Genomic DNA, 9,807 nt, shown 5'->3' on the forward strand with positions numbered 1-9,807 from the left:
GACCAAATATTTTCATCTGAAATACTATCATATGCATGAATCACTTGATTCCTGAGTCCGATAATAGATTTTGCATTTGTGATTTTAGATTCAAAGTTTGAATCTTTTGTAATTATCCGATTAACAGCTTCTCCGATAATTTCTAAATCTCTTTCAACTGCTCGCTTGAGCATCAAATTTTCTCGGTACTTGAAAAAGTCTTTTTCTGAATTCTCAAAATAACTTTCGATTTCATTGATGGCTATCTTAACATCAAATAACCATTTTAGAATTCTTTCATCCATAAATTAATTCTTTTGTTTTATTAATAGAATTAATCAAAATTGGATTTTTTAATGTTTGCTCTTCAAGCAGATCTATATCTCTTCCAAGCAAATTTTTTAAATTTTCTTTGAAATTCATATAGTTATCGAAGTATTCAGCAATGTCGAAAGATTTGAATTTAACCAAGAAATCAATATCGCTCTTGTCTGAAAAGTTAGAATTCAGAGCTGAACCAAAAAGGTACATTTTGTCCACATGGTAAGTGTTACAAAGTCGGTTCAATTTTTCTTTATGATTCTCAATTAATTTCATATTTCAAATTTAACTAAAAATTATTTAGTGCGTTTGTTCTTAGTTCGAATTTAATAAAAGCTAACGGTCTTGGTTAAGGCAAGTGGCGTGGAGTAGGGACGCGTTCTTGTCGGCTTTGTTGTTTTTACTTGATGTCTAAAATAGTACTTTTCATACGATTGCCCGCTATTTGCGCTTAACCGATGTTGTGCTTAGTGTTTTGTGTTCTCAATTTTGTTTATGATCATAAATGTTCCATTGTGAGAAATATCAATTGGAAAATATTTTACTTTATCAGTAATTATTTTATTCTCGCTTTCTAATTCAATCTGCCAGTCGTAATAGGCTGGATATATTATTGGTTTCACAAGTGTTTTATTATCATTTTTATATTCTAATTCCCAAATCCATTTTGGTTCATTTCGGTCGGTTAAATGAGGTTCACAATCCCACAATTTTAATTTGTCATGGTTAGGTTTTATAGAATTTTTTGATGGATTCAAGACTTCTACAAGAGTTTTGTACATATTAATTTGGGAATTATTGGGAAATTCAAATCTTTGAAATCCACACTTTTTCCAAAAACCTTCTGATTTTTCGGGAGAACAAAATAGTTTAACGACAATCACACCTTTTGACTTTAAAATATCTAAAGTCTCATTTATGAATTTTCTCGCAATTCCTTTTCCACGTTCAATTGGTTCTATTTCTGCAATGTCAATTACCGCCATTTCATCATAAATTCGAAAAACTGCAAATGCTATTGCTTTATCATTTTCTGTAATAATGCTAATTCTATTTTCTTTAAAGGCTTCAGGAATCATTTCCCAATTCGTAATGAAACCTTCTTTTTGATTATTATACTCTTCTAATAACCAATTTTCAATTTCAGAAATATTCTGTTCTGTAGGATTTATTGAAGTTCTCATTTCGGTTAAAACATTATGCACAACGGTCTTGGTTAAGGCAAGTGGCGTGGAGTAGGGACGCGAACTTGTCGGCTTAGTTAATTTTTACTTGGTCTCTAAAATAATACTTTTCACTCGATTGCCCGCTATTTGCGCTTAACCGATGTTGGCTCCCGTTTTTTTTATCAATTTTCTAAATATTTTATTTCCTGATTAATATGATAATTGCCATAATATTCAGTAGACCTTAATTTTTTATTATTTTCGAAATCAATGAATTTTGAATTGCAGTGAGGACAACGGAATGAATTATAAAATTTAAAGTGCCCATCTCCATTTGTCGGTTTAGGAAGTTGACTTTCAATTTTTTCTAACACCTCAATATCTGTTTCTTGTTGTAATTGAGTAGGTAAGTTTTCAATTTCCCCATATTTTATAGCAAGGGTTTCTTTACTATCTGTAGAATAGAAATATTGCATTTCTGAAAAACCTGCATGAAAATGTTGAATTGAAAAGCTTTTTTTACAATTATCGCAAATACAAATATTTCGAACATTTGAAGAAGTTACAGTCCCAGAAAAATGTAAACCTCTTTCAAAAAGTCCGCTTCCTTTCAATTCTAAATTTTTATTTTCTTTATTTGAAAGATAGAATGGCTGTAATCTTAGAGCTTCACAATTCTCATCATTTATATTCGGAAAGGTTTCCAAATTATTTGAAATTATTCCATCTATCATAATTGCAGAATTCTTTAAAACTCTTATTGTAGAATGAAAAAATTGGTCAGTTAAGTCTGGATTAATTTTCAAAGTTTCAAATAAATATTCCCTTTTTAAAATCCCATTTTCTGAAACTTTAATAATTGGATTAGCTTGATTAAAATGAAACACGTGATCAATTTCAAGTTCTTTCTTGAAATATCCTGTCACTATATTAATCTGATTATTTGATATTTCAATTTTTGTTCGAATCATTTTAAATGGGTGCCAACGGTCTTGGTTAAGCCAAGTGGCGTGGAGTAGGGACACGTTCTTGTCGGCTTTGTTGTTTGTTTCTTGGTCACTAAAATATTACTTTTTGTTGAAATACCCGCTATTTGGGTTTAACCGATGTTGTGAACTGGGGCGACTATCTGAGTGAGCCGATATTTCTAGCGGTCTGATCAGATTTTTTGTTTTTAAAGCAATTCGATTTTGTCATTTTTCACATACATGTAAGGTTAGCTTTATAATTTTAAAATCATTCAATTTCTTGTAGCTAACATTCCTGAGTAAAAGTCAGAATAAGAACTCAAATCTTCGGTTCGAGCAAAAGTCAGCGATAAGCTTTTAAATTATTTTTGTTCTTTAAATTTCATTTTCATAAAACTTTTTCACGCCCGAGAAACTTCAGCGACTTAAATTTTAAAATCATTCAATTTTTTGTAGCTAACATTCCTGAGTAAAATTCAGAATAATGACTCAAATCTTTTGGGTTCGAGTAAAAACCAACAAACTTCATTTAAAGCATTTTCAATCTTATAAATTTATCGCAACAGTTGCGAAAGATTGGCTGTCAATATAGACCTGAATTTGTTCTTATTTTTTTTGGAGCCCTTGTTTACAACGGTCTTGGTTAAGGCAAGTAGCGTGGATTAGGTACACGTTCTTGTCGGCTTAGTTGTTTTTTTCTTGGTCTCTAAAATAACACTTTTCACCAAATTGCCCGCTATTTGCGCTTAACCGATGTTGTGCAAAGTTCTCATTCACTAATTATCTTATCACTCATTTGGATTCCATCAAAAGTACCTGTTCTAGAATTTAAAGATGTACTGTTATTAATTAGAGCTTTAAAATAAAAGTTATTTTCTCCTTTTTTTCCAACCGTTTTGTATTCAAATCCACCATAGTCAATTTTTGAAATTGTATCTGGATTTTTAAATACAAGTTTATCTGAAAAAAGAATTCGATCCTCTTTATTGAATGCAACAAAATAAATTTTTCCAGTATATTTTTTTCCGTCTTCTATTGGTTGATTTCTATTCGGAACATGAAGAATTGTCAAATTATCAAATATGAATTTTGTCCGTAAAGTGTCAATAATTTTTTGAAGACTATCTGCTTTATTTCTTTCGGTGGTTATTTGATTTTCAAGATTGATTTTTTCTTCATTTGAATAATTACAACTCGCAGTAACTATTATGATTAGGACTAATAGAAATATAATATTTTTCATTTCTTATAATTATTCTGACTTAAGTTAAATCTTATATTCGATTATCAATTATTTTCAAGATTCGTTTGAATCAGTTTTATAAAGAGGATGATTTAATTCAGAATTTAGTTCTTTGTCATTCATCTTGTAGAATTTTGCACAACGGTCTTGGTTAAGGCAAGTAGCGTGGAGTAGGGACGCGTTCTTGTCGGCTTAGTTGATTTTTACTTGGTGTCTAAAATAGCACTTTTCATCTAATTGCCCGCTATTTGCGCTTAACCGATGTTGTTGCTAGTTTTTTATTATCAAATATTCCTTAATATCGGATAATTTATATTGAATATTTATAAACGGCATTGCTGCCCTTAATGCGTGAATCATATAACAATTTTCAATTATTTCAATACGATCATTGAAGAGTGCAAATTCATCAATTTGAAAAGAGCTATCGCATTCGTTATATCTTTCTAAGATGAAATTATAAGTTCTTAAATCTAGACCTTCATCAACTTCAAGCTGTTGTTTTAATTCTTTTCTATTTTTTTTATATTGTTCTGATTTTCGGGAGTATATATCCTCTTTGAGATATTCAAGTTCAAGGATATCTGAAAGCTTTAAAGCTTTACCATTTATAGTAGAGTAATTGTAGTAATTACTCCAGGTTTCGCAATATGCTCCGCAACCTTCTCCGTTAATTTTCAATGATAGAATTCCATTCTTATTATAATTTACATCAAAGTCAAATGAAACTACACCATATGAAGCCCATTCATTTATTGTGGAATCAATACTGCTGGTAGGCATTTCATTAAGCGTCACTTTATTTTTTAAATCATAATTAATTAATGAATCAATCTTTTTATCGCCTGTTCTAATTATAGGATAATTCATTTGAGTGGAATTTAGATCGTTAATTCTCTCACTCAAAATAATTTTCAACGTGTCTATTTGAACATTTTGCCCAAAAATATTTATACTGAAAAACAGAAAGGATAAAATGATAAGTATTTTCATTCTTAAAAAAATTAGCTACAACGGTCTTGGTTAAGGCAAGTAGCGTGGAGTAGGGACACGTTTTTGTCGGCTTTGTTGTTTTTTACTTGGTCTCTAAAATAACACTTTTCACTCGAATGCCTGCTATTTGCGCTTAACCGATGTTAGGCATAGGCGCTTAATAATTTATCCATGGCTTCTTTAGGATATTTCCAGTTCAACATTTTGTTTGGAGAACTATTCAATCTTCCATTTAAATCTCTAAATGGCATATTTTCAAAATTCACGTATTGGTGTTTCCAATCGTCAAAATATAATAGACAATTATTTAGAGAACCATTCGCGCTTCTATCATTATCAGTTTTGTGTAATTCTACTTTCCCAACTATTTTTTCAATGAAATCATATTCCACAATTATTCCGTCATAAATTAATTGGCTATAAAAGGTTTCTGTAAATATTTTGGAAATATCATTTAAGTCACCCTGTTTTATATCGCTTAGAACTAATATATATTTAGTCAATTTATTGATGAGTATCCAGCATTTTTTATGGTTAACATAAAATATATTCGCGCTCCACTTTCCTAAATAATTATTTTCATTGCTATTTTCCTCTGATAGATATTTATGAACTAATTTTTCAAGTTTTCGGGTTGTATAAATCTGAGTTTCCAATTATTTATTTTTCATCTAAAATACTATTTATGTTCGACTTTGCTTATGCCTAACGGTCTTGGTTAAGGCAAGTAGCGTGGAGTAGGGACGCGTTCTTGTCGGCTTTGTTGTTTTTTACTTGGTCTCTAAAATAACACTTTTGACTCAAATGCCCGCTATTTGCGCTTAACCGATGTTGTGTGTAGTTTTTATTATTTCCAATTTGTTATTATCTATTATCCTTTCACGAATATTTTTTAAATAAAAATTCAACAATGAGTTAGCAAAATATTCTGTGTCAAATTTATTCAATGGAATAGATGCGATATAATCTATTCTCCAGTTATTATCAATATGATAAAATGAATTGACATTATCTTTCTCAATCCTTTCTAAAACATTCTTTCTTATACTCATATTTTCTGCATAATCTGCGTATAAACCAATAATATCTGGATTTTTTAAATTAATACAGAATAAAAAGAATAACCCTTTACTGTTACCATTTGGTATCAAAAGTTCTTTCCACCTAACCTTATGTAAACAAGTTTTTTTAGTAAGGTTATTATAAACTTTAAGTGAGAGGTAAGGAGGATAATTATAAGTTTTTAATTCTCTATCAAAACCCCACGATGTATCATAGATTATTTTTACAAACTCTTTGTAGTTAAACAATCGTTTTTGATTATTTAATTTTTGATATTTGAAATAATCGCCTTTATATTTTTTGAAAAAAAGATTTTTTGGATACACTTTAAATGTTCCATAATCAGTTCCAATGCCTGTTGTGAACCAAAGCATAAAATTTTCATTTATATCCAAAAAAACTGGTCTTTTTGATTTTAACCAAGATCTTATTGGGTATCTCCAGCTAAATCTAAATTCATCAGAAGTATTTAAAAATTCGTCGATATTATCATTACTTAAGAATATTTCACTGTATAAGTTTTTTGGATTTCTTTTAAGAAGAATTCTATTAATCTCCTCATTTTGGTGAATTCTTATATGCTCTCTATATTTCCCTCCATTTATTACCCACAATAATTTTTCACCATAAAATTTTTCTCTTTCTCTAATTGTTTCTGAACTAATACTTGAATTTTGTAATTCGATTACGATTTTTTCTTTAGTATATAAGTCTGCGAAATGTTTTTTACCAAATTTTTCAATTACGACTTCTCTATTGTGAATTGGAAAACTTTCTTTCCAGGACTTATGCCAATAGGTTTCTGGCTCACTCCAACTATCACAACCTTCATTTTTATTATGAGCCCAATGATGAATGTTTATTTCACCACATTTTGCATTAACTTTTGAACTGCATAATGGACATTTAGCGATAATATTTTTAGTCGGTGGAATTGATCTATTTTGGAAATGTGCTAAAAGCATTGTTCTGAAGGATTTGTAGGTTTGTTTAAAAATTACATACAACGGTCTTGGTTAAGCCAAGTGGCGTGGAGTAGGGACACGTTCTTGTCGGCTTTGTTGTTTTTTACTTGGTCACTAAAATATTACTTTTTGTTGAAATACCCGCTATTTGGGCTTAACCGATGTTGTGGCTAGTAGCTTTTATCCGAGTAAGATTTTTTTTTATCAATATTGTCACTTTTTACGTCTGAGTGATGTCAGTGATTTATCTTTAAAATCATTCAATTGTTTGTAGCTAACAATCCTGAATAAATGTCGGAATAAGAACTCAAATCTTCGGTTCTATTAAAAGTCAGCGACTTGTATTTAAATCAATTTTGTTCTTTAAATCTCATTTTCATTTGACTTTTTCACTCCCAAGTAAATTCAGTGATTTATCTTTAAAATCATTCAATTTTTTGTAGCTAACAATCCTGAGTAAAAGTCAGAATAAGAACTCAAATCTTTTAGGTTTGAGTAAAAATCAACGAACTACATTTTAATCATTTTTCAATCTTTTAAATTCAGCGCAACAGTTGCGAAAAACTGGTTCTTATCAGTTCTTTATCAATTAAGTTCTTTACTGAATTTTGTTTTTGGGGCTATTAGCCACAACGGTCTTGGTTAAGGCAAGTGGCGTGGAGTAGGGACACGTTTTTGTCGGTTTAGTTGTTTGTTACTTGGTCTCTAAAATAACACTTTTTAGCATATTGCCCGCTATTTGCGCTTAACCGATGTTGTATAGCGGTGTTTACTTCGAAATATGTTGTTTTGTTGTCTGACTTTTTTTGTTTTTGTCCTTTTCTGGATCTTGATTTTTTTGAGTCTGAGTGAGAATCAGTTCTTGATTTCTTAAGTCAAAAATTATTTTTGTTCTTAGTCAAATTTGTCATTTTTCACGTCCGAGTGAAAGTCAGCACACAGCTTTTAAAATCATTTTTTCTTAGTTTTTATTTTTCATTTTACTTTTCCCCGTCCGAGTAAAAGTCAGCGAACTGATTTTAAGACAATCCAATTTTTCCATTTTTCATCTTTGTAAACTTTTCATATAAAGCTCAGAGTTGAGTGGTTTATGTTTTTTCATTCAGATTTTCGGTTATTTTTTTGAGTTTTTCTTTCTGAACACTGCTTTACAACGGTCTTGGTTAAGGCAAGTAGCGTGGAGTAGGGACGCGTCCTTGTCGGCTTAGTTGTTTGTTACTTGATGTCTAAAATAGCACTTTTCACCAGAATGCCCGCTATTTGCGCTTAACCGATGTTAGCTCCAGTTAATTTATAAATCCCAACTACTAATAAAACTTGGGTTATCTTTTTCCTTTTCATAGTAGAATATAGGGATTATCTTTTTCGTTTTTTCCTTTAGGTTTTCTCTTTCGTTACGTATTCTAAAAGTTATATTTTTTATACAATTATCAACTTGAGAACTCAATTTTGAATTACTAAATTTCTTAATTGGTGCAATGTTCTCAACAGAGAAATTTTTATCTATTGTAACTTCATAAATAGCAAATTCAGCTAATTTACCTTTAAATCCTTTTATACTATCTAAACAATCACTTGATAAAATTGAACTGATAGAAGGATTACTTTTTGTAATAATTTCATTCTCATCCAAAAATTGAAGTAATCCCAACTTTCTTTTAATTGAGTTTTTATAATTTTTCTCAGCATTGGGATATTTATCTGAATCAAAATTTCTGTCTATTTGAATTGATCCTGAGCAATATCCAAAGCTCAAATTATTATTCTTATCAATTGTAGCATAAATAAGCCATTCAGTTCCTTTAGGTGTATATATATTACACATACTATTGTTTGTAAGTATTTTAAGATCATTATTAAAATCTCCTTTAAAAATGTCTAATACTTCTACAGTTAGATTTAAATATTCTTGATTTATTAAGTCTCTTTCAATTTTTTTAATCTTTACTCGTCCCACAAAATCGGATGATTCTGTTTTTTGCATTGTACTCTGCAAAGCACATTCACAAGCATATATATTAGATGAGAGTAGAGTAATTAGTAGTGTGATTAATAGTTTCATTAATGCAAAATTTTTCTGATTAATTGGAGCTAACGGTCTTGGTTAAGGCAAGTAGCGTGGAGTAAGGACACGTTCTTGTCAGCTTAGTTGTTTTTTACTTGGGATCTAAAATACACTTTTTCGACTAAGCCCGCTATTGGCACTTAACCGATGTTGTATGCAGTTACTTGTATAACTTAGGTTCGTTAATTCCTGAATTGATAAGCGCTTTTTGGTTCATTTTAAAATGACTTGTAGTCATACGATTGTAATATTCTTTAAAAGAAGGTAAATTAAATTCTTTTCTAATTTTTTCAATATTTGTTGAATCAATTAGTCCATTTTTGGGTACAGCTTGTCCATAGTTATTATAAGTTACTTGAGTTCCAAATCTTTGTTTTTTATTCAAATTGATGTTTACTCTATCCTCAAGCATTGCGTAATTTTCTTTACTGGCATTGTCTTTGGAAATTTCTTTCTTTAGTTCTTTAAGCATTTTTTGTTGAAACTCAACGTCATTGTCTGCGTGTTGAATTGTAATCCAAAATTTATGAGATTCTTCCTCTCCAATTTCATTATATCCCAAATAGCCATATTTATCATATAACTTTTTTATTCGCAACTGATTTTCTAAACTAACACTATCCCTAATCTTTTCAAATACTTCCCAAGCTTTTTGTGGACCGTATTTTTCATTTAATTTCTCAGGAGGAATACCTGCATATTCTTGGTCTACATTATAAATATAATTCAGTTCAGATATGATTTGTTTTTTATCTGATTCAGAGATAGTTTTTTCATTACAACTAAAAATAAAGCCTGATAAAATCAATAAGATGATTATTTGTTTCATAATTATTTATTTTCTTGAAATGCTGGATTCAAGGATTCAACGCAACAAAGCGTTATAAAAAGTTAAGTATTCAAATATAATTTTTTTAGTTCAAGATCCATCATTTCTTGAGGTGTATTGTACCCTAGAATTTTACGAGGTCTATTGTTTAGTTTGTCCTGTATTATCTGTAGTTGTTTTTGATCAATTTTATTGAAGTCTGTTCCTTTTGGAAGG

The 9,807-nt window shown here is 29.9% G+C and carries 10 protein-coding genes; all 10 read right to left on the reverse strand.

The genetic code is table 11. The features are described 5' to 3' along the window. Positions 1–284 (reverse strand): DUF86 domain-containing protein (locus I130_RS14430; protein ID WP_034924800.1); only part of this gene is annotated, 284 nt, incomplete at its 3' end. Continuing rightward, the gene (locus I130_RS14435) at positions 277–576 is read right to left on the reverse strand and encodes a nucleotidyltransferase family protein (protein ID WP_034924803.1); all 300 of its coding nucleotides are present in this window, start codon (positions 574–576) and stop codon (positions 277–279) included. The genes I130_RS14430 and I130_RS14435, both read right to left, overlap by 8 nt. 191 nt (positions 577–767) lie before the next feature. Then, positions 768–1,484 carry a GNAT family N-acetyltransferase gene (locus I130_RS14440; protein WP_034924806.1) on the reverse strand — a complete coding sequence of 239 codons (717 nt, stop codon included), beginning with the start codon at positions 1,482–1,484 and terminating at the stop codon, positions 768–770. A gap of 164 nt (positions 1,485–1,648) precedes the next feature. Further along, positions 1,649–2,437 (reverse strand): hypothetical protein, encoded by a 789-nt coding sequence (locus I130_RS14445; RefSeq protein WP_034924808.1) that lies wholly within the window; start codon positions 2,435–2,437, stop codon positions 1,649–1,651. Between the two features lie 766 nt (positions 2,438–3,203). Further along, positions 3,204–3,677 (reverse strand): hypothetical protein, encoded by a 474-nt coding sequence (locus I130_RS14450; RefSeq protein WP_034924811.1) that lies wholly within the window; start codon positions 3,675–3,677, stop codon positions 3,204–3,206. Between the two features lie 270 nt (positions 3,678–3,947). Continuing rightward, a complete protein-coding gene (locus I130_RS14455) occupies positions 3,948–4,547 on the reverse strand; it encodes a hypothetical protein (RefSeq protein ID WP_157480591.1) in 600 nt (199 codons plus the stop codon). Positions 4,548–4,813: 266 nt separating this feature from the next. Further along, positions 4,814–5,326, reverse strand: coding sequence for a DUF6933 domain-containing protein (locus I130_RS14460; RefSeq protein ID WP_034924817.1), 513 nt, complete (start codon positions 5,324–5,326; stop codon positions 4,814–4,816). Positions 5,327–5,491: 165 nt separating this feature from the next. Then, a complete protein-coding gene (locus tag I130_RS16315; protein WP_051119731.1) occupies positions 5,492–6,697 on the reverse strand; it encodes a competence protein CoiA in 1,206 nt (401 codons plus the stop codon). A 1,291-nt stretch (positions 6,698–7,988) separates the two neighbouring features. Beyond that, positions 7,989–8,759 carry a hypothetical protein gene (locus tag I130_RS14470; RefSeq protein WP_157480593.1) on the reverse strand — a complete coding sequence of 257 codons (771 nt, stop codon included), beginning with the start codon at positions 8,757–8,759 and terminating at the stop codon, positions 7,989–7,991. 163 nt (positions 8,760–8,922) lie between these two features. Then, complete coding sequence (locus I130_RS14475; RefSeq protein ID WP_034924824.1) at positions 8,923–9,591, reverse strand: DUF6624 domain-containing protein; 669 nt, start codon at positions 9,589–9,591, stop codon at positions 8,923–8,925. Between the last annotated feature and the right edge of the window lie 216 nt (positions 9,592–9,807).

Source organism: Gillisia sp. CAL575 (assembly GCF_000403785.1).
GTDB lineage: Bacteria > Bacteroidota > Bacteroidia > Flavobacteriales > Flavobacteriaceae > Gillisia.